The organism is Acinetobacter sp. Tr-809 (assembly GCF_011753255.1).
GTDB lineage: Bacteria > Pseudomonadota > Gammaproteobacteria > Pseudomonadales > Moraxellaceae > Acinetobacter.
This window is the reverse complement of sequence record NZ_VWVZ01000010.1, coordinates 70,852-90,706: the sequence shown is the minus strand read 5'-3', so window position 1 is coordinate 90,706 and position 19,855 is coordinate 70,852. Positions and strand designations below refer to the sequence as shown.

The 19,855-nt window shown below is 40.0% G+C and carries 17 protein-coding genes; 5 read left to right on the top strand and 12 right to left on the bottom strand.

Translation table 11 applies throughout. The annotated features are described in order from the left end of the window. Positions 1–150 precede the first annotated feature (150 nt). The 3 genes from F3J02_RS17950 to F3J02_RS17940 form a co-directional block, all read right to left on the bottom strand. Positions 151–1,383, bottom strand: a complete 1,233-nt coding sequence (locus F3J02_RS17950) for a dihydroorotase (protein WP_167251480.1) — start codon at positions 1,381–1,383, stop codon at positions 151–153. A 12-nt stretch (positions 1,384–1,395) separates the two neighbouring features. Next, complete coding sequence (locus F3J02_RS17945; protein ID WP_167251478.1) at positions 1,396–2,412, bottom strand: aspartate carbamoyltransferase catalytic subunit; 1,017 nt, start codon at positions 2,410–2,412, stop codon at positions 1,396–1,398. A 236-nt stretch (positions 2,413–2,648) separates the two neighbouring features. After that, positions 2,649–3,020, bottom strand: a complete 372-nt coding sequence (locus F3J02_RS17940) for a hypothetical protein (RefSeq protein WP_167251476.1) — start codon at positions 3,018–3,020, stop codon at positions 2,649–2,651. Positions 3,021–3,273: 253 nt separating this feature from the next. On the opposite strand from F3J02_RS17940, the gene rlmKL reads away from it, so the two are divergent. Beyond that, on the top strand, positions 3,274–5,478 hold the full coding sequence (gene rlmKL / locus F3J02_RS17935; RefSeq protein WP_167251474.1) for a bifunctional 23S rRNA (guanine(2069)-N(7))-methyltransferase RlmK/23S rRNA (guanine(2445)-N(2))-methyltransferase RlmL: 2,205 nt from the start codon (positions 3,274–3,276) through the stop codon (positions 5,476–5,478). Here rlmKL and F3J02_RS17930 read toward each other — a convergent pair. Continuing rightward, complete coding sequence (locus F3J02_RS17930) at positions 5,471–5,917, bottom strand: hypothetical protein (RefSeq protein WP_167251472.1); 447 nt, start codon at positions 5,915–5,917, stop codon at positions 5,471–5,473. The two genes, rlmKL and F3J02_RS17930, sit on opposite strands and share 8 nt — an antisense overlap. 167 nt (positions 5,918–6,084) lie before the next feature. Beyond that, complete coding sequence (clpB, locus tag F3J02_RS17925) at positions 6,085–8,664, bottom strand: ATP-dependent chaperone ClpB (RefSeq protein WP_167251470.1); 2,580 nt, start codon at positions 8,662–8,664, stop codon at positions 6,085–6,087. A 263-nt stretch (positions 8,665–8,927) separates the two neighbouring features. On the opposite strand from clpB, the gene F3J02_RS17920 reads away from it, so the two are divergent. Next, the gene (locus tag F3J02_RS17920) at positions 8,928–9,728 is read left to right on the top strand and encodes a M23 family metallopeptidase (protein ID WP_167251469.1); all 801 of its coding nucleotides are present in this window, start codon (positions 8,928–8,930) and stop codon (positions 9,726–9,728) included. A 72-nt stretch (positions 9,729–9,800) separates the two neighbouring features. Here F3J02_RS17920 and F3J02_RS17915 read toward each other — a convergent pair whose 3' ends face one another. Continuing rightward, positions 9,801–10,223, bottom strand: a complete 423-nt coding sequence (locus F3J02_RS17915) for an OsmC family protein (protein WP_167251467.1) — start codon at positions 10,221–10,223, stop codon at positions 9,801–9,803. A gap of 148 nt (positions 10,224–10,371) precedes the next feature. On the opposite strand from F3J02_RS17915, the gene crp reads away from it, so the two are divergent. After that, the gene (crp, locus tag F3J02_RS17910; protein WP_004654102.1) at positions 10,372–11,079 is read left to right on the top strand and encodes a cAMP-activated global transcriptional regulator CRP; all 708 of its coding nucleotides are present in this window, start codon (positions 10,372–10,374) and stop codon (positions 11,077–11,079) included. Between the two features lie 199 nt (positions 11,080–11,278). Next, positions 11,279–12,055, top strand: a complete 777-nt coding sequence (locus F3J02_RS17905) for a M48 family metallopeptidase (protein ID WP_167251465.1) — start codon at positions 11,279–11,281, stop codon at positions 12,053–12,055. A 68-nt stretch (positions 12,056–12,123) separates the two neighbouring features. On the opposite strand, the gene F3J02_RS17900 is transcribed toward F3J02_RS17905, so the two are convergent. From F3J02_RS17900 to F3J02_RS17880, 5 genes are all read right to left on the bottom strand, one after another. Continuing rightward, positions 12,124–13,002: a class I SAM-dependent methyltransferase gene (locus F3J02_RS17900; RefSeq protein ID WP_167251463.1), complete on the bottom strand. Its 879-nt coding sequence runs from the start codon at positions 13,000–13,002 to the stop codon at positions 12,124–12,126. A gap of 96 nt (positions 13,003–13,098) precedes the next feature. Further along, complete coding sequence (locus F3J02_RS17895) at positions 13,099–14,619, bottom strand: flavin-containing monooxygenase (RefSeq protein ID WP_167251461.1); 1,521 nt, start codon at positions 14,617–14,619, stop codon at positions 13,099–13,101. Between the two features lie 93 nt (positions 14,620–14,712). Next, positions 14,713–15,537 carry an SDR family NAD(P)-dependent oxidoreductase gene (locus F3J02_RS17890; protein ID WP_005187545.1) on the bottom strand — a complete coding sequence of 275 codons (825 nt, stop codon included), beginning with the start codon at positions 15,535–15,537 and terminating at the stop codon, positions 14,713–14,715. 38 nt (positions 15,538–15,575) lie between these two features. After that, complete coding sequence (locus F3J02_RS17885; RefSeq protein ID WP_167251459.1) at positions 15,576–16,547, bottom strand: metal-dependent hydrolase; 972 nt, start codon at positions 16,545–16,547, stop codon at positions 15,576–15,578. Positions 16,548–16,749: 202 nt separating this feature from the next. Further along, complete coding sequence (locus tag F3J02_RS17880; RefSeq protein ID WP_167251458.1) at positions 16,750–17,709, bottom strand: metal-dependent hydrolase; 960 nt, start codon at positions 17,707–17,709, stop codon at positions 16,750–16,752. 492 nt (positions 17,710–18,201) lie between these two features. On the opposite strand from F3J02_RS17880, the gene F3J02_RS17875 reads away from it, so the two are divergent. After that, positions 18,202–18,819 carry a TetR/AcrR family transcriptional regulator gene (locus F3J02_RS17875; RefSeq protein WP_004806319.1) on the top strand — a complete coding sequence of 206 codons (618 nt, stop codon included), beginning with the start codon at positions 18,202–18,204 and terminating at the stop codon, positions 18,817–18,819. A 29-nt stretch (positions 18,820–18,848) separates the two neighbouring features. On the opposite strand, the gene F3J02_RS17870 is transcribed toward F3J02_RS17875, so the two are convergent. Next, entirely contained in the window at positions 18,849–19,781 is a 933-nt protein-coding gene (locus tag F3J02_RS17870) for a TauD/TfdA dioxygenase family protein (protein ID WP_167251456.1), read from the bottom strand. Positions 19,782–19,855 lie beyond the last annotated feature (74 nt).

Genomic DNA, 19,855 nt, shown 5'->3' with positions numbered 1-19,855 from the left:
TTTATGTAAAGCACATCTCATTTATTTTCTTACTTTAATCTAATTTTTTTGTTTTTATCTATTTTGTAAAATTTAAATACAATAATCTACATCACACTTTACAAAGCAGAATAAGACTTCATCGTCTTATTCTGCTGCTTTTATATCATTTTAAGCAAATATCGTAATAACTTTGCCGGTTAACTGCTGTCCAAGCAATGGCGTATTTTTACCTTGAGAGACGATTGTTTCTTTGGAAACAGTCCACACTTGTTCTGGATCAACCAAAACCCAACCCGCTTCTTGCTGCCAGCATTCCGTCATATTGGCAACTTGTGCTGGAATCGACGTGACTTTTTCAACCCACTCTAAAGGTTCAAATACACCTTCCTGAATCAGCTGTACGCCTAAACCCACATAGGTATCAAAAGCACTAATCCCTGGTTGTGTTTCTGCAAAGGGTGCCATTTTCGCAGAACTGCTTAATGGTTCATGATGGGTACAAATTGCATCAATCACGCCCTCTTTGACACCTTGACGTAATAAAGCCTTATCTTGCTCAGAACGTAACGGTGGACGTACATGCGCTAGTGAGTTAAAGCCATCGGTCAGCTGCTCAGTAAGATGCAGTTGATGCATCGCAACATCCGCAGTAACAGGTAAACCTTTCTCTTTTGCTGCGCGAATCAAATCAACTGAAGCACCACAAGACAGCAGTCCAAAGTGGGCTTTCACTCCTGTTGCTTCGATCATGATTAGGTATTTTGCAATTGCAACTGTTTCAGCAATTGCTGGAATCATCGGTAAACCTTGACGAGAAGCAATAAAGCCTTCGTGTGCACAGCCATCTTTGGCAATCTGAGGCTCTTCTGCATAGAACACGACAGTTAAGCCCAAACCTGCTGCATACTCAAGTGTACGAATTACTACATCATCATTTTCAAAGCTTGCATTGGCATTTGAAACCGCAGTACATCCACCCTTCTTCAATCCCGCCATATTAGCAGGTTGTTTGCCATTCAGACCTTGTGTTTGGGCCCCGATAATTTGCAGATAAATACCACCATCCAATTGTGCTTTTTCAATTAAGCCATGAATTAAAGCGCCATTATCTTGAACAATTGGCTTTGAATCAGGTGGTGTAATCACATGCAAAATACCATTGGCGCGCGCTGCTTTACCTTCCGACTTTAGAGTCCCATGTTGTTGTTGACCTGGCTCTCGTAAGCGTGCACATAAATCAACCATGGTCGGCATTAACCACTTGCCTTGCCCATCAATGCTTTCATCGACTTGGCCTACCGCATCGATCAACTTACCATTTTCGATATAAACCGTTTTGACTTGATCAGTTTTTTGAATTGGATCGAGCACACGGACATTTTCAATTTTTACAATACTCATGTGATCTATCCCTTACAGTGCAATCGCTTCAATTAAACCTTGTTCTTGTAACTGCCCTTGCATCGCAAGTGCCAGTACCGCCATACGAACTGCGATACCATTGGTCACTTGTTTTAAAATGACAGATTGATCGCCATCCGCAACACTTGAATCAATCTCAACGCCACGGTTCATTGGACCAGGATGCATCACGATGCAATCAGGTTTGGCTAAAGCCAAACGCTCTTTGTTTAAACCGTACATTTTGTAGAATTCAGCCTGTGAAGATAGTGCAGGCGAATCAATACGTTCATTTTGAATACGTAATGCAATAATCACATCGCAGTCTTTTACACCTTCATCCATTTTGTTAAACAGACGGACATGCTCACCATATTCATCAAAAGCTACTGGTAATAAGGTATTTGGTGCAATTACACGAATGTCTTTACAACCCAATGTTTGCAATGCTGCCACATTTGAACGAGCAACACGTGAATGCTTGATATCACCAATAATGGCAACGGTTAATTCTTCAAAAGGTTTTTTAGTCTCACGACGGATCGTCAACATATCCAGCATTGCTTGGGTTGGATGCGCATGACGACCATCACCCGCGTTGATAATCGCAACCTTAGGACACACATCTTTAGCAATAAAATGTGCCGCACCTGAAGATGAATGGCGTACCACAAAAATATCTGCCGCCATTGCTTCCAAGTTCCAAAGCGTGTCACGTAACGTTTCACCTTTAGATGTGCTTGAGCGTGCGATATCAATATTTAAGACATTGGCAGATAAACGCTTCGCTGCAGCCTCAAAAGTGGTACGGGTACGCGTGGAGTTTTCAAAGAACAGATTCATCACCGTCAGCCCTTCAAGTAGTGGACGGTTGATCAAATTATTATTTTCATCTAAAAAGCTTTGTGCTGTATCTAGAATTTTGGTCAGGGTTTCTTTAGAAAGACCCTCGATTGTTAAAAAGTGCTTGAGATTTCCTTGTTGATTGAGCTGGATCTGACTCAAAGTATGCAATGCCGCCAAGTGCATAAGAGATTCCTAACACGTTAAGTTAAGGCATTATACAGACTTTGGATTTCATTCGTAGTTGAAGTTTTCAGCACTTAAGTAAAAAATTTTAGTTCTTTTACTTGATCTTATTTTTTATGCACTATCAGAACATCGATTCTGAATATTAGTCTATATATGAATATCCTAAAAAAGGATAAGGATGTAAGCATCAACGCTACATCCTTTTAATTTTCTATTTTTTAATGAATTATAATTTACCTTAGTGCACCAATATAGTGATGATGCACCTGCGCTTGATAAATTTCTTCATCTGTCACTTCCATGGAATAAGTATCTAAAACCTCAACCGATTGTTTTTCAATCGCAGTTTTTGTCTCCACAACCAATGGATTTGGCTCAGGATATAAATCAATCAATGGGCTTAAACGATGTACAAAACGTTCCAACTCTGGGTCCTGAGTAGTTAAAGCAATATCCAGTACATGCTTGGCATAATCTTTATTGTTAACGAGATACATTACATCGATTACACGACCACAGACACGTCTTAAACGGACATACATTTGAGTTGCAATCGTAAAAGCTTCGGCATTGACCAGTACTTCGTTATTCATGCTTTCTTTCATAAAGTCCTCACATCATTGGGAGAAATATTTATTGATCATTCATCTAGATAAATGCAAAAGCTGTACCAACTATTAAAATAAAAAATAAAAATGTACTCGATCACATTGTTTGAATCTCCTAAATACAGATCAAATTATTCAAAAAATATCGATTAATTCAGAATAAAGCTGACAATCACACAAATATGCACCGACAGAGCAAACAAAAATCAGTTAAAATAGCCGATTGCTAAAAATGTTTTTGGAAATTTGAATGAATGCTAAACAACGTCTAACAGACTATTGGGTGACCTGTGCGGACGGGCTTGAAACCTTATTACAACAAGAGCTTGAAGATTTAGGCATTCAAAATATCCAACGTTTTGCTGGGCGTTTAGTGTTTAAAGGCACACTTGAAAATGCATACCGCGTTTGTATGTGGTCACGCCTTGCCTCTCGCGTACTTTTACCGATTCATACCCACGAGCTTGAACATACCCATGATGCGCGCGATGTCGCTGAAGAACTCTATGAAGGCGCGATTAGCTTTGATTGGTCTTTGATTTTTGCCCCACAAAGTACCTTTGCCGTTCGTTTGCATGTAGAACGAGAAATTAAGGTCAATACACAGTTCGCGACCCTACGCGTTAAAGATGGTGTGGTCGACTCTTTTATGGAAGCCGTTGGCAAGCGTCCAAGCATTGATATTAAGCAGCCTGAAATCACCCTGTATGCCCTTGCAGGTAAGACTGAACACACCTTTTGCTTAGACTTATCTGGTGATTCTTTACATAAGCGTGGCTATCGTCGTTATATGACCGATGCACCAATTAAAGAAAACTTGGCAGCAGCAATTTTACAAAAAGCACAATTATCAAAATACCAACCCGATATTATTCTTGACCCAATGTGTGGCTCAGGCACATTTATTATCGAATCTCTCCTCATTTTGACAGACCGTGCGCCTGGTTTAGTGCGTCGTTTTGGTTTTAATGGTTGGCATGGTCATGACCATGCACTCTGGCTATCCCTGAAAGCCGAAGCTGCTGAACGTCATGAGAAAGCTTTACAACAGCCACTACCTAAATTCTATGCTTATGATGCTGATTGGGAGGCTGTAAAAGCGACTCGCCAAAACATTATTGCTGCTGGTTTTGAAAAGTTACTTGATCAAATCCAAATTGAAGAACGTACCTTAGCAGATTGGGATGACTTCCATGCCGAAGGTAAAAAAGCCTTTATCGTGACCAATCCACCCTATGGCGAACGTTTAGGTGATAAAGCCTCTAGCCGTTCATTCTATTTAGGTTTATCGGGACTGTTACAAAAGAATTTCCCAAATCAGTCTGTTGCTGTCATTGCAGCACAAATTGAACAGGCAGATGTGCTTGCTATTAATGACCCTCAAACCTTACGTTTAATGAATGGTAAATTACCAATTTATATCCGTTTTGGTACAGTCAAACCAGCAACAGTGACACAACCTTTTCTTGCCACTTGGCAACCACAACAATTTGAAAAAATTGAAGGAGCCGAAGACTTTACCAATCGTTTGCAAAAAAATATGCAAACATTGAAAAAATGGGCAGTCAAAGAAAATATATTCTGTTTACGTTTATATGATGCCGATTTGCCAGATTTTAACGTCGCGGTCGACTTATATGGGGATCGTTTGCATGTTCAAGAATACGCGCCACCAAAAACGATTGATCCAGAAAAAGCAAAAAAACGTTTTAACCTTGCGCTAGCTGCCATTCGTGCGGTAACAGGCTTAGGTCGTGATGCAATCTTTATTAAAACACGTGCAAAACAAGCGGGTGCAAACCAGTACACTAAACAAAGTACGGCATCGAAACGTTTTATCGTTCAAGAAGGCAATGCTCGTATCTTGGTAAATTTGACCGATTATTTAGATACAGGTCTATTCTTGGATCACCGCCAGATGCGTTTAAGAATTGCCAAAGAAGCACGAGGCAAACATTTCCTCAATCTTTATAGCTATACCTCTACAGCAAGCCTACATGCTGCTTTAGGTGGCGCAGCAAGTACGACCAGTGTCGATTTATCCAATACTTACTTGAATTGGTCAAAAGAAAACTTTGTATTAAACGGTTTAACTGTAGATCATGCAGATGAACAACACATGTTCTTTGCAAGTGATTGCTTTGAGTGGTTAAAAGAAGGTCATGAGCAATATGATTTGATTTTCATTGACCCACCAACCTTCTCAAACTCTAAGAAGTTCTATGGAACTTTTGACGTACAGCGTGACCACGTTTCACTTCTAAAACGTGCTATGAATCGCTTAACCAGTGATGGAACCTTGTATTTCTCAAATAACTATCGTGGCTTTGAACTAGATGAAGAGTTAGAGGCGATGTATCAAGTGGAAGAAATCACCTCTGAAACGATTGGTTTAGATTTTAAACGTAATCAAAAAATTCATCGTGCTTGGAAAATTCAGCATCCCGCTATTTAATTACGAGCTCGGCTTTAACATCATCGTTATAAGTCACATGAACATTGCCTGACTCGAACTCATAAATCATGTAACGGTCAGGTGGTTGTTGATGTGGCTTAATAGTCGCTTCTCTCTTATCTTTATCTCTGGTATCGACAGCCAGTACTTTTTTTTGCTCTTCGTGAGGAGATAACACGCCTCCCAAGATGGTACCGACACGAATATCACCCAAGTATTTATCACTAAGGATCCGTTGTGAACGCCAACGCTCTTCTTCAGGCTTTAAAGCATCTTGCTGAGCTTTAATGATAATACTAGGCAGTGCATTGTTCAGCATACCTGTTTGTAAAGCGAGTGATCCTTCATTCAATGGCTGTGCAGCATTCGCCATCGAAGATAAGGCTGTTAACAACAAAATTACACAAGCATGTGTGCAATGATGTCTGTTGTTTTCCATTGCAATTCATCCTGAATTTTTTTCTTATTTGTTCCGAAGCTATCAAGTTTTTAATCAAGTCGCAATGTTATTGGTAATATTCGAGCAAAAATCTGACCAATAACACCAATACAAAAAAAGATGGTGATTTTGATCACCATCTTTTTAGCCAATCGTTAAAATTGTGCTTAGCTGAGTTTCATTTTATCAAACACAAGATGACCATCTTCACCTTTGATTAAAATGTTATCCCCCGGCTGAAATTCACCTGAAAGGATTTTCTGAGCCAAGTTATTTTCCACTTGCTGTTGAATGGCACGTTTTAATGGACGTGCACCATACACAGGGTCAAAACCGGCATCGATCAATAAGTCGAAAGCAGTATCATCCACGGTTAAGCCCATATCCCGATCGCTCAAGCGTGAACGTAAACGATCTAACTGAATATCGGCAATTCCACGAATTTGCGCTTTTTGTAATGAATGGAAAACCACCAACTCATCAATACGGTTAATAAACTCTGGACGGAAATGCTGGGTTACCGCATTCATGACCACAGTACGAACTTCATCATCGGTTGCACCCTCACCCAGCTCACGTACATCTTGTGAACCGAGGTTCGAGGTCATCACAATGACTGTATTTTTAAAGTCAATCACACGACCTTGCGAATCGGTTAAACGCCCATCATCTAACACCTGTAGCAAAATGTTAAACACATCCGGATGAGCTTTTTCCACCTCATCAAACAACACCACGCTATAAGGTTTACGGCGTACCGCTTCAGTTAAAACACCACCTTCTTCATAACCGACATAACCAGGAGGCGCACCAACCAGACGACTGACCGAGTGTTTTTCCATGAATTCAGACATATCAATACGAATCATGGCATCATCACTGTCAAACAAGAAGTTTGCCAAAGCCTTAGTCAACTCGGTTTTACCTACACCAGTTGGTCCAAGGAACAAGAATGATCCACTAGGACGGTTCGGGTCAGACAAGCCTGCACGTGAACGACGTACCGCATTGGAAACAGCAATTACTGCTTCATCTTGTCCGACCACACGGTTATGCAAGAACTCTTCCATATTTAGAAGTTTTTCACGTTCACCTTGCAACATCTTCGCCACAGGAATACCTGTTGCGGCACTCACCACTTCGGCAATCTCATTCTCAGTGACTTTGGTACGAATTAGCTTCGGTTCTTCATTTTCCTCTGCAACTTCAGCTTGCTCTAAACGCTTCTGCAACTCTGGAATAACACCATATTGCAAACGTGCTGCTTCTGCCAAATCACCTTCGCGTTTAGCTTTTTCCAGAGCGACGCGTGCCTGATCCAATTCAACTTGTGCTTTCTTATCCCCCTCGACCAGCGTTTTTTCAGCTTTCCAAATCTCTTCGAGATCGTTGTACTCTTTTTGCTTTTCAGCAATTTGCTGCTCAAGATGATTCACCTCGGCTTTACTTCCCGCATCTTGGTCTTTTTTCACCGCTTCCAATTGCATTTTCAATTGGATTAAGCGACGGTCAAGTTTGTCCAAAGCTTCTGGCTTCGAGTCGATTTCCATTTTGATCCGCGATGCTGCTTCATCAATCAGGTCGATAGCTTTGTCAGGTAGTTGACGATCTGTAATGTATCGATGAGACATCTTCGCTGCAGCAATAATCGCTGAGTCTAAGATTTGCACACCATGATGGGTGGCATATTTTTCCTTTAGACCGCGTAGAATCGCAATGGTATCTTCAACACTTGGTTCATCCACCAACACTTTTTGGAAACGACGTTCAAGCGCAGCATCTTTCTCGATGTATTGACGATACTCATCTAAAGTCGTTGCACCTACACAACGAAGTTCACCACGCGCTAAAGCAGGTTTCAACATATTACCTGCATCCATTGCACCATCACCCTTACCAGCACCAACGAGCGTATGTAACTCATCAATAAACAGGATGATCTCGCCTTCGTGTTTAGCAAGGTCTTTCAATACAGCTTTTAAACGCTCTTCAAACTCACCACGATATTTTGCACCTGCAAGCAATGAACCTAAGTCTAATGACAGTACACGCTTATTCTTCAACCCTTCAGGTACTTCACCATTGACAATACGTTGTGCTAATCCTTCGACAATCGCTGTTTTACCGACCCCAGGTTCACCAATCAGAACAGGATTATTTTTGGTACGACGTGATAAAACTTGAATGGTACGACGAATTTCATCATCACGGCCAATCACAGGATCAAGCTTGCCCGCTAAAGCACGCTCAGTTAAGTCAATGGTGTATTTATTAAGTGAGTCACGTTGATCTTCGTGATTATTGCTCATAACTTTGTCATTTCCTCGAATATTTTCAATCACTTTGCGTAAGCTTTCTGGTGTCACGCCTACACTGTTTAAAATGCTTTTGGTTTCACCTGTTTCCGCCAAACCTAACAACACCCAATCGGTTGATAAAAATTCATCACCTGCTTTTTGTGCATAACGGTCAGCTAAATTCAATGCCTTTACCGCTTCAGGATTCAGATTGATATCGCCTGTAGGATTCGCCAAAGTAGGAGCATTTTCTAATGCTTGTTCCAATTTTTGCTTTAACTCTGGTAAACGTGCACCCGCTTGTTGCAATAAACTCAGATTGGCAGGTTCTTTCAAAAGAGTCGACAGGATATGAATCCCTGCAATTGCAGTATGATCCTTACCCATTGCCAATGATTGTGCGTCTGAGAGTGCTTGCTGTAAACGGTTTGTAAATTTTTCAAATCGCATTCTTGTTATTCCTCACAACAAATTCTTAACTTATCACTTAGATGGGAACGCTTTTTAAAATTTCAAATAAAATTTATATATTTTTCAATATTTTATAAAAAATTCAAGAGACAAAACTCAGTAATAATATGGGTGTATAAACAATCTATTTCAAGTATATTTTGTATAATTTTTCCGTCTATTCCGTTTTGCACAAAATCCTTATTGTGATTTTAAGGTGAACGTTTTAGCTTAGCACTTTGCTTCAATTAAAAATGCTTATCATGTCTCTAAAAACAATTTTGCTCAGCGTGGCTTCCCTGCTTCCACTTCATGCAGCTTTTGCACAACTGCCACAGGACTCAAGACGTGCCGGTGGTATTGCCGTGATTCCACTCCCGACAACAACCACGCAGGTCTTTTACGAACAAAAACCAGTATTGATTACACAACAAGGGACTCAGCGTTATGCCATCTTTGGTATTCCACTCTCAGCATCGCTAGGCAATTTGACTTTAACAACCAATAGCACACCGATTCAAATCGAAGTAAGCCCATATCGCTATGCCGAACAACGCTTGACGGTCAAAAACCAAGACTATGTCAATCCAAATCAAGATCAATTGGATCGTTATGCACAAGAAGCCAAAGAGCAAAATGATATTTATAGCTCCTTTACGACAAGCACATGGACGCAATTTCCAAATTTTATTCGACCGACTGCGGGTAAATTCAGTAACTCATTTGGAAGAAAACGCTTTTTCAATGGTGAAGAACGGGCACCTCACTCTGGTTTAGACATTCCAGCCCCAGTTGGACAGATAGTAGTAGCACCTGCAGATGGGATCGTCGTACAAACGGGTGACTATTTCTTTAATGGCAATACTGTACTGATTGATCACGGTCAGGGCTTAATCAGCATGTTCTGTCATTTGAGTAAAATTAATGTGGCGAAGGGACAGCAGATTCATCAGGGTGAAACACTCGGATTGGTAGGTAAAACCGGTCGCGTCACTGGACCACATTTACATTGGGGCATGAGCCTGAATAATGCGCGGGTAGATCCACAATTATTTCTAAAATAAAAAGAAAAGCTTATAAAAAAAAGTGATCTATAAAAATAGATCACTTTTTAGCAAAACTTAATAATTTAATATTTAAACTGCTTCAATAATTTCAAAATCATGGGTAATTTCAACACCACCATCTGCAAGCATTTTACTCGCCGAACAATATTTTTCTGCAGAGAGTTCAACCGCTTTCTCAACTTGCTTCGTTTTTACCGCTTTGCCAGTGACAATGAAGTGTAAATGAATTTTAGTAAATACCGCAGGAATCGAATCAGCCCTTTCTGCTTTGAGCTGACATACAACGCCCGTCACATCTTGGCGAGATTTCTTTAAAATGGTCACAATATCAAACGAAGCACACCCACCAAGTCCCATTAAAATCAACTCCATAGGACGTGGACCACGGTTTTCACCACCATATTCAGCAGAACCATCCATCACCACACTGTGGCCACTTTCTGATTTTGCCTCAAAAGCAACATTCTCTAACCAATGTACACTTGTTTGCATTGCAACTACCCGAAAAACGTTATAAATTTACTCTGTTCTTGTACACTAACATAAAATGAGTTGATAAGGAATTTCATCTCTTCTGTGTAGAAAAGGCTCTACCAAGGGCCTGTGCGATCGGTTTTATCCAAATTCGGAAATTTTAAGCATGACTTCAAATTTTTCACAACTTAGCACTGATGCTTTGTCTCCAGGTCAACTACCTGAATCAGTTAAAGCTTTGCTAAAACGTGCTCATATTAATAGATACCCTAAACGCACCACGATTGTTGACGCTGGAACGGAATCAAAATCACTGTATTTAATATTAAAAGGTTCAGTGTCAATTATCTTACGTGAAGATGACGAACGTGAAATTGTTGTTGCCTATCTAAACCCAGGCGATTTCTTTGGTGAAATGGGGCTTTTTGAAAAGAACCCTCAACGTACCGCAGAAGTACGTACACGAGATGTCTGTGAAATTGCAGAAATCTCTTACGACAATTTCCACGAGTTAAGCAAACAATATCCAGATTTAAGCTATGCTGTGTTTGCTCAATTGGTACGTCGTCTTAAAAATACAACACGTAAAGTGACTGATTTGGCCTTCATTGATGTGTCAGGTCGTATTGCACGTTGCCTAATTGATTTATCTGCTCAACCAGAAGCAATGATTTTGCCGAACGGTCGTCAGATTCGTATCACCCGCCAAGAAATTGGTCGTATCGTCGGTTGTTCTCGTGAAATGGTTGGACGTGTCCTCAAGACACTTGAAGATCAAGGCATGATCCAAACTGATGGTAAAGCAATCTTAATTTTTGATGCTTCTTTAGAAGAAAATACCTTCTCTGAAGATGAGTATGATGACGAAGATTAATTTGATCGAAGATTGAATGAATTCGAATAAAGCCAGTGCCTGTCATTGGCTTTATTTTTTGCGCTAAAATATAGGGTTGGTTGATTACATAATTACAATGATTATAGAGGTATTCAGAATGTTAACTGCTGTAAACATTTTTTATAATCCCACCTAATTAAGACTATATTCATAAGATACTGATTTGGAGAGAATAAGTATGAAGAAATTAGCTTTGAGCCTTTGTGCAGTCACCGTGATGACAATTTCTGGCTGTGCATCTTTCGCAGATATGGCGGGTGCAGACAGTGCAACCTTGAATGCTCAATCAGCACAAAGCTTCGCAAAAATGACACAAGAAGCGCGTGCCAAGAACCAGCTAGATAGCAGCTCAAGTACTTATCAACGTATTAATACTGTGTTTCAACGCTTAAAACCTTATGCAGACCAAATGAACCAAACTGGACAACGCTTTGACTGGCAGTTGGCTGTATTAAAATCAGATACAGTCAATGCTTACGTTGCTCCAGGTGGTAAAGTTGTTTTCTATACAGGTATTGTCAACAAGCTGAATTTAACCAATGATGAAATTGCGGCAATTATGGGTCATGAGATGACACATGCTTTAGAAGAACACGCAAAAAGTAAAATTGGTGCTCAGGCTTTAACAAATCTTGCGATAGGTATTGGTAAATCATACGCAGGTAGCAGCATAGGCGATCTAGGTAACGCTGCAATCGATTTGGGCAGCCAAGTCGGTGTTGGTCTACCTTACTCACGTAATCTAGAAAGCCGTGCCGATTACGGTGGCTTAATGCTTATGGCAAAAGCAGGCTATAATCCAAATGCAGCAATTAGTCTTTGGGAAAAAATGAATCGTTTAGATGGTGCTGGTGGCAGTTCATTCTTGTCAACGCATCCATCAAATACACAACGTATTAGTGATATGCGTAAAAACTTACCAGCGGCATTAGCGCTTTATAATAAACGCCGCTAAGCAAAAAGCCCTTTAATTCGGTGTGTAGAATTAAAGGGCTTTTTCTTTTATAGCAACAGAATAAAAAATTAAGCTTTGATCAATTTCAGATGCAACATATGTGTCGCAACAGTATGGCGGATATGATCAGGTCGTGCCTGAAAATAACGTTCAGTTAAGCCATCCCCTGATAAATCCTCAATGATGTTATACCCCATTTGTTCTACTGCTTGATGCAATATCTTCGGTCTAAATTGCCCTTTCAATGGTTCTTTTAAAAAACGGGTAAATTGCGACACGAACAAGGTCCCCAAACGCTCTATGCCTTCCAACTCGCGATAGTCAACTGAGTAGTCTAACACTACCTCACTACCCTGTGCAGCAATCTGTGCAATACTGGCTAAGGTATTTAAAGTCGTTGCTGGTTCCAGATAATGGGTCGTCCCTAACCATGAGAAAAAAGCAGCTTGATCCTGCTTAAACATACTCCGTACTAAAGCATCTGCAATCGATTCTTTTTCAAAATCAATCGCAACAAACTCAACATTCGCTGGAAGCTCTCCCAATTGGCGTAATTTGCTTTGTTTTGCCGCTTGAGTATCTGGATGATCCACTTCAAAAATTTTTAACTGAGGGTACTTCTGGGCCTGTCTCAAGGTAAAAGAATCTAACCCTGCACCGACTAACACATATTGTTGCAACCCTTTCGCGATTGCTTGCTCAAGTAGATCTTCTGCATATCTTGAACGTCCTACCACTTGACCTGTTAATAAGCCAAAGGTTCGATTAAACATAGCAGAATTCATTACTTTCACGGTCAATGAAGTGGTTAACAGTTTCTTCCAGCCCTTACTGGTTAATTCAAATGCAAAAGGGTCTGAAAAGACTGGATTTTCAGCATTTTGAAAATGATTGGCACGCAATGCTGCGGCTGCTTCAGCCGTGCGACTCGATTGTCCTTCTTTCATTTTGATTCCCCCATTTTTATTGCTATCTTGCAAAAAATAAGCAGCAAATTCCATCGCTAGACAAAATTTACTGCTTATTAATGACTAAATGAAAAATTATTTAGCTTTTTCAGTTTGATACGTCACTTGATAATCATTTAAGTCCATGCGTTTCAAACGTTGCTTTAACTTTTTCAACGACCAAGGCCACGCAGCAAAGTTACGACCATTGGCATCTAAGTAATAGCTCTTACATCCACCCGCGTTAAACACAGTGGTTTTTAGATGTTTTTGTACCAATTCATTATGCTGCTTGATCACTTCAGGCTTGATATTCAGCTTACTGATGCCTTTTTCTTTGATTTTTAGTAAACCATCAACGATATAATCAAGTTGTGCTTCAGCCAAACCAATGAATGAATCATAAACCAAGACATTTGGTCCTAAAACTAAGAACGCATTCGGGACATTTTCAATACTGGTACCCAAATATGCTTCTGGTGAACTGCTTTTCCACAAATCATTTAATATCTGACCTTTTTCATTGGTCACACGCTTACCAATAGGCGGATGAGAGACTTCAAAACCAGTACCCCAAATAATCACGTCTACTTCATGACGTTCACCATTTGCAGACACGACGGTATTGCCTTCTACTTTCACCAATCCATGTGGAATCAGTTTGGTATTCGCTTGTTGCAATGCTGGATAATAATTATTGGCGAACAATAGACGTTTACAGCCTATGGTAAAGTTCGGTGTTACGTTTTTGCGTAATTCAGGATCTTCAATCTGGAAACGTAAAATCAGTTTGGCTAATTCACCCACTGGTTTTAGCACTGCTGGGTTACGTAAGCCGAAGTTAATCGCATTCAAGGACTGAGCAACAGTTTTACGCCATGTTTTTTGAATGAGTGGAAATTTTTCAATCAGGGCTTTACTGACATCACCTAAATCAGTGTCTGGCTTTGGTACCACCCACGGTGCCGTACGCTGATAGACGTAGAGTTCTTTCGCCAAAGGCTGAATCTGAGGAACAAACTGAATTGCAGAAGCACCTGTCCCAATGACTGCAATACGTTTGCCTGTTAGATCGTAATCATGATTCCATTTGGCGGAATGGAACATTTCACCTTTAAACGTTTCCAAGCCTTCGAGTTTGGGAATTTGCGCCTCAGTAATTGGTCCTGTTGCAAAAACTGTGGTACGTGCTAAGAATTGCCCTTTATTGGTGTCCATAACCCATAAATTGCGCTCATTGTCCCAAGCAGCGTTAACCAACTCTGTACCAAATTCTATTTTTGAGCTCACCCCAAAATCTTCACTTACTTCCTCTAAATAGCTCAAGATTTCAGGTTGACGTGCAAATAAATGACTCCATTTTGCACTTGGTGCAAATGAATATGAATACAACGCAGACGGAACATCACATCCACAACCTGGGTAGGTATTTTCACGCCAAGTTCCCCCAACGCGTGTCGCTTTCTCAATGATCTTGTAGTTGCTATAACCCACTTGATCAAGACGAATTGCAGTTGCAATACCCGAGATACCAGCACCTACAATAAAGGTATCATAGATATGTTGTGGTAGCGCCTTTCCTTCAGCTGAGTTTAATTTTTTTGCTTGAGCTGTCATTTAAAAATATCCTTTATTCATTCAACTGAAATAAGCCTATTGCTAATCGCGTTTCTTCTTATTTCAGTGTTTAAAATCTTTTATCCGAGGTAACTACTTCATAAATCGGTACGAGGTACCTAAGAATTTTGCATACAAATTTGGTGCAGTACGTTTCATCAACCAAAATAACTTGGCATCGATTTGTGGAATGGTATAAAGCTCACCTTTATCCAAACGATCCAAAGTCAGCTTGGCCACCTTGTCACTGGTGGTAAAAGCCAAATTGGTGAGGGCATAATCTAAAAGCCCTTTATGTGGGACTTTGCCGTTTTTAATGATATTGGTTGGTACTAAAGTTGGACAAAGCACATTGACCTTGATATTCGATTTTCGCAGTTCAGCCGAAAGTGTTTCTGACAAGGCACGAACACCTGCTTTAGATACGTTATAGACGGTCATTTCTGGTGCTGCAGTATAAGATGCAGCGGAAGCCACATTAATAATTGCACCATGTCCAAGTTGTTTAAACTTCGGCACAAAAGCGCGGCAGCCGTGGATTACACCCCATAAATTAATATTCATGCACCAATGCCAATCTTCAGAAGACATTTCATCAAACTTGCCTCCCAAACCAATTCCTGCATTATTAATCACCAATGTGACTGGGTTCTGCATCAATTGTTGGGCCTGTTCTGCCAACTGATTGACTTGCTCTTCTTTAGCAACATCACATTGCACAGCAAAGGCTTTGGCTCCAAGTGCCTCAACCAAACCGACCGTTTCTTTTGCTGCATCAAGGTTAATATCCGAACACACCACTGTACCGCCACGTTTTGCCAGTTCAAGTGCAAAACTACGACCAATCCCGCTTCCTGCGCCAGTCACCACAGCAAATGCTTTTTGGCTTGGCTTGGATTTTTTTCCAAATAATTTCATCTTTATGTTCCAATCGTCTCGTATGGATATGGACCAAGTTATGCAGTCGCTGCACGTACAGGTGGTACAAACTCTTTAAGGAAATAAGGGCTTAATAAGCCGGTTTCAGGGTTTAATAAACGTTCTTTGTAGTACTCCAAATAGGCTGTTGTATCATGATCATTGGGATGGAAATCCGGACGTAAATAATCAAAGATATGAGGTAATGTGCTACCAAACATGCCATCTTTTAAACTAAAAAGTACAGACCAGCTTGCACCCGCTTCTTTCCAGAAACTGAGGTTAATCAAATTACTCGGACGGCGGAAAAATGGTAAAAACAAACCACCAGCTCCAACACCAGCCCCTATGGTAATAAACGCCAGAAAAAAGCCAAGAATCCTTAATGCATAATTTCCAGAGAGCACCTGATAAGTATCATAAGCGATATCTTTATGTTCAGATTCTTCAAGCATGTGCCACATCCACAAAGCACATGCTTTTTCATCATCAGAATATTGAAAAATATATTCATGCTTCATACCGAACTCAGCGAGCACAGCAGTAAAGTGCTCGATCCCTGCCATCAACGACAGCTTGAGTGGTTGGGGAAATTTTAAAAAAGTATAATTAAATACTTGCTCTGCCAAAAAACGATATAAGCGAACAGGTACATCATTTGGAATCATGATTTCGTTATATTCATTGTGCAATTTTGAATGAATTGCCTCCTGTCCAATCAAAGAAGTTAATCTTTGCTTTAAGATAGGGTCATCAATAAAATCACGATGATAACGTGCGGTTTCAATTACCAAATCCTCACCATAAGTGAGAAAAATCGATAGAGCAGCAAAATACGCAGTTGCCCATTCCTTCTGCATTAAAAACTTGATATCCAAGCTTTCAGGATCGAACTTAAAATCAAAATGGCGAATTGGAATCGGTGACTTATTCGCAAGATTTTGAATAATGCCTCGGTATTTGGTACTGAGTTTGTCTGAAAAGACATTTCGAAGAACTTGAGCGACCATATCTTGATCCCCTAAAACTGCTTCACAACTTAAAAGACTTAGCCAGCTTGTATATCTCTCTACACAGCAACTGAATAAGATTATTTGCATAGTGCATGAGCGAAATAAGTGCAACAAGAACAAAACTGCTCATCAACGATTGAACTTTTTTGCCAACACCTAGTGAAATTTCGCTACATGCAACTACCTGCTGAATTCAAAATTAAGCCGCTTGAATCTTAGGCGTGAACTCTTTTACAAAGAATGGATGCAATGCACCGCCCTCGGATAAAAGTTTCTTTTCGTAATATTCAAAATATGCAGATGCATCATGATCATTCGGATGGAAATCAGTACGCAGATAATCAAAAATTCGACTTTGGGTGCTACCAAACACACCATCCACTGGACTGAAAATCAGCTTGATGCCACGACGCGCATCTTTCCAAAATTTCGAGGTCAGCATTTCTTGTGGTTTACGTAAAATAGGAACCATGGTTGCCGAAAACGGGATCAATCCAAGAATGGTGAAATAAGCCAAGAAGAAGCCTGAAACACGTAAGGCATAGTTACCATTTAGTGTTTGATAAACATCATAGGCAACATCTTTATGCTCTGATTCTTCAAGCATATGCCACATCCATAATGCACGGGTTTTTGCATCATCAGAGAAATAGAAATTCTGCTCGTGCGCCATCATGTACTCTGCCAGTACAGCAGTAAAATGCTCAATCCCTGCCATCAATGACAACTTCAAAGGCTGCGGGAATTTCAAGAAAATGTGTTCAAAAAATTGTTCACCTAAGAAACGATAGAGTCTTACTGGATAATCGAGTTCAACAATTGCATCATTAAACTCATTATGTAGTTTTGAGTGAATTGCTTCCTGACCAATCAATGAAGTCACACGCTGTCTTAAAATCGGGTCTTTCAATTGATCGCGGTGATGACGTGCTGTTTCAATCACCAAGTCTTCACCATAGGTTAAAAATACTGAAAGTGTCGCGAAAAAAATCGTGGCAAATTGATTATTCATATAAAATGAGAGATCAACTTGTTTCCCTTCAAATCCGATAGCCAGGTGACGAATTGGGATACTTTTTTTACTCGCAAAATCGATTTGCTCAGTTATTGGGTTAGATTTAAATAAACTTAAACCTTTCTTTAATGTGCTGCTAATCATGGCTACACCTACCTACTTCACTTGAGCGTCATTTGCCCTTTAGCATTCTTCGAATATGGTTCATCTCTTTTCGCATTTCTAAAAAAGCAAGCGCTTGGTTACGAAAAAACATTCGGGAGATTTTTATGAACCAGTTCCTCTTCTAGACCCACTGTAAACCGATCTTATGTTCGGATTCAATTCGGGTAATTTTTTCAGATTTTTTTAGCTATCCAATATCAATGCTCAGTACGTTTCTTTGTTTTTAAATTTTTCAAGGACCTCTCTTCTAATATAATTTAATATTAAATATCAAACATATATTTAAATTAAATTTCTAATAAATACCTTGTTTCTATACAAAGCATCTCCCTAAAAAATAGGATCATTACAGATAAAAATTTAATATGAAAAAGCGATAAATTTTATTTGTTCGGATTAATCCCCCTACTTTCCTCATTTTAAGCGACATGTTAATCTGACGTTATGTTCGGATTTTAATAATAAAGTATTATGGCAACTCGCAAACCACGTCAGTCACGTTCTAAAGTGACAGTAGATACGATTATTGAAGCAGGCTTTATTGCCGTTGCAACCAATGGTACCAGTGGCACCACCACACGGCATATTGCTGATATTGCAGGGGTCAGTGTTGGCTCTTTATATGAGTATTTTAAAAATAAAGAAGAAATTTATGATGCGATGGCTAGGACTTTCGTCAAAGAAGTTTTGGACATGGTAAAAGAACTGACACCTATCATGATTGAGCAAGAGTTAGAGCCCTTATTTGAAATGATCTTTTATACCTTTCGTGATTTGTTAACACGTGATGATGATCGCTATCTGATCTGCCTACGCTATGCGACTGAGCTTAAGTACGAAAAATATATAGGTCAAATTGAGATGGCACTGATGGAGGTCTTGATGAAATACATGATTCGTCATCCGAGATATTTAAAAGTTAATAATCTTAGCGTGACCGCTTATATTAGTATTAATAGTAGTATTTTCAATGTCGCCCGTCACTTGATCTTACCCAACCCACAGATTAGCTTTGATGAAATGGTTAAAGGTTTAAGCACCATGATTATTAGTTATATCGAAGCAGAATTGGCAAAAGCAGGAAATTAAAAGCCAGCTTTCGCTGGCTCAGTTTAACTTTAGAATGGTCTTGCACCCGCCAAACTAACACGTTTCAATAAACGGCGTTGCTCGGCTGGAAAGGCTGTGCGCGAATGTAAGGTCAGTTGGTTATCCCAATAGACAATATCGCCAATTTCCCACTGATGTTCATAACGATATTGAGGTTGCACAATATGGGCTCTTAAACGTTCGATCAATGCAGCACCTTTTTTATCATCATATCCGACAACTTCAACTTCGGTTTGTGCATCCAGATAAATACCACGACGACCACTTTCAGAATGCGTACGAACCAATGGATGCGGAAATGCAGCACCTAATATCGGTTGATTAGAAAAGCGATATTTTGGAATCGGGCTTTTATCCTTTAAGCGTAAAAATGGATTATACGTAATCAGTTGCAGCCCTTCGATTTCATCTTTGGTTTCCTGATCAAGGTCTTCATAGGCCTGAACAGTGTTATACCAACTGGTGGCACCACCATCTTTTGGAAGTTCAATTGCGTAAAGCAAAGATCCACTAGAAGGCTGTGGGGTCCAGTGATGGTCACTATGCGGGGTGAGTTCCCCATGACCTGTATAATCACCTTCTCCAACCGCATTGGATACGGGCACAATATCAGGTGGTGCATTGGTATCATTACGCGTTGCCAATACAGGAACATCTGTTGGTGGCCGGAAAATTCCGCCAAAATAACTGGCAAAAGCAAGTAAGTCATTGTCTTCCAAGTCTTGTGCCTTGAAAACCAGAATTAAATGTTCATGCAATGCCTTTTTCAGTTTGAGAATCACTTCCCCGCTTTGTGGTTTGCTGGCATCTAATCCAGTCACAATCGCTCCCAATGCACCTTCGATTGGTGTAATTTGTACGGTATCTAAACTATGTTTCTTGTATTCATGCCAACGCGGTGCATTTTCAATCGCGGCTGAAAGCTGTGTGAGTACGGTCATTATCGTCCCTATTAGCTATCTCTAAATTTATAGTTTTATTAAAAATAAAAACTTGTAACGCAGCCCCAATATAT